Source organism: Methanospirillum sp., assembly GCF_035406105.1.
Classification (GTDB): Archaea; Halobacteriota; Methanomicrobia; order Methanomicrobiales; family Methanospirillaceae; genus Methanospirillum.
This window is the reverse complement of the sequence record NZ_DAONKG010000337.1, coordinates 1-1,692: the sequence shown is the minus strand read 5'-3', so window position 1 is coordinate 1,692 and position 1,692 is coordinate 1. Positions and strand designations below refer to the sequence as shown.

Genomic DNA, 1,692 nt, shown 5'->3' with positions numbered 1-1,692 from the left:
CAATCTTGTTGACAATGCACAGCGGTACGGGGAAAAGATAACCATAATAATGTCGTATTGGTATCAGACCGGTCCTGATGCGGTGTGGGTTATCTGTGACGATGGTGTAGGAATTCCGATGCAGATGAAAGAGCGGATCTTCAGAAAGGGGGTTGGTAAGAATACTGGTCTTGGGTTATTTTTAACACGGGAGATCCTGGACATTACCGGTCTTACCATTACTGAGACCGGGAGAGAGGGGGAGGGGGCAGTGTTTGAGATCCGGATTCCGGATGGAGCATGGGAGCAGAAGAGTCCGGATAGGATAAATCAGTAAGTGCTCTGGTTCTTCATATCTTTTCTATTCGTATTCAGGCCTATGGATGATACGTATTTTCAAAAGCCATTCCTATGACCGGTTTTTGTGCATCTGATACATTGAGCGTCTTTGTTGTCTTTTTGTTCTCCTTTCAATGAATGGGATGAATAATCAGATTTTTGGAGAAGGAGGAAATATCTGGAGGTACAGACTTGCAGTGATATCTATGTTTCACCCGGTTTGTCACCTGATCGAATTGTGATTTTGTCTTTTGGTCTGAACCATAGGGAAATCCGGCTGTAATGAGGAAAATGGGGGCAAATAGGGGTTATTCTCCGTTTATTATTACGCGACGGTATCGGGTTTTCGGGTCCTGGGATGATCGGACGGGAACCTCACTGAGAGAATTTCAATAATGTGGGCTTTTTTTCCTGAAATTTCTCTGTTCATGACGGCAGGATACCGTCGTGATAATTTAAGGTTAATTTGGGATTGTTTTTGCCGGAAATACGGGTATATCCGTTTAATAACGGGCCGTTATTGATTAGAAGCAACAGGGCACGGAAAGGATAGGAGCCCCATGAGATCCTGCAATAGCGGGCTTCGGTATGAATGGTGGGAACGCTCCATAATTGAGATGCTTACCGCATATGAAATGGGTTTTCTATAAGCTTATCAGATGAATACGAGATAAGAAATGGGAAGTATGATGTATATGGTACAGAAAACAGGTTTATTGAGTGTTTAAATTCCGAGTGTGTTGGGAGATTAGTTTCATAAATAGCTTCATGAACTTTGAGAGAGATAGTAGTACCATTTGGGGTGGGGCGTGAAAGACGAGCAGGCGCTATCAGAGGTAATCGGGTTTTTGATGATCGTCTCTCTGTTAGGGATACTTTTCTCTATGTACCTGTTATATGTGGTTCCAATTCAAGGGCGGGATGCAGAAATAGCCCATATGAAATATATTACTCAGGAGTTTATCGGATTAAAAGCAGATATTGACGGGTTAATAATTAATGATAAAATAAATCTCCCAATTGCCAGATCATTTGAATTAGGTACGTTATCTTCGGTAGGTTCTGGTGCTTTGAGTATTATGCCGATGAGTTCATACATTGAGGCTTCTGGCACATTGATGGTGAACGAACAGAATGATTTTTTGGAAGTAGTTGTTAAAGGATATGTATCGGACATTTCATCAGTTGGCGGAACATCTTCTTTAAATTTCTCAAGATATTACTCACAAAATTATTTAAATTATTACCCTAATCTAATCAAATTTTCGTGCAATAATACTAAGCCGTGGTGCCCTCCGGAGCCAATTAATTTTACCGTGAAAGACAGATTCTATAATATTACTCAAAAAAAAAGGTCTGCTTTCGATGAAGTAT

At 40.8% G+C, this 1,692-nt stretch carries 1 protein-coding gene and 1 pseudogene; both read left to right on the top strand.

Features of this window, described 5'->3' with window-relative positions:
* On the top strand, window positions 1-316 hold a 316-nt coding region (locus tag PLA23_RS13225), incomplete at its 5' end, for an ATP-binding protein (RefSeq protein ID WP_324475508.1).
* A gap of 811 nt (window positions 317-1,127) precedes the next feature.
* Window positions 1,128-1,692 (top strand): annotated as a pseudogene (locus PLA23_RS13220) (hypothetical protein); the annotation flags it as partial.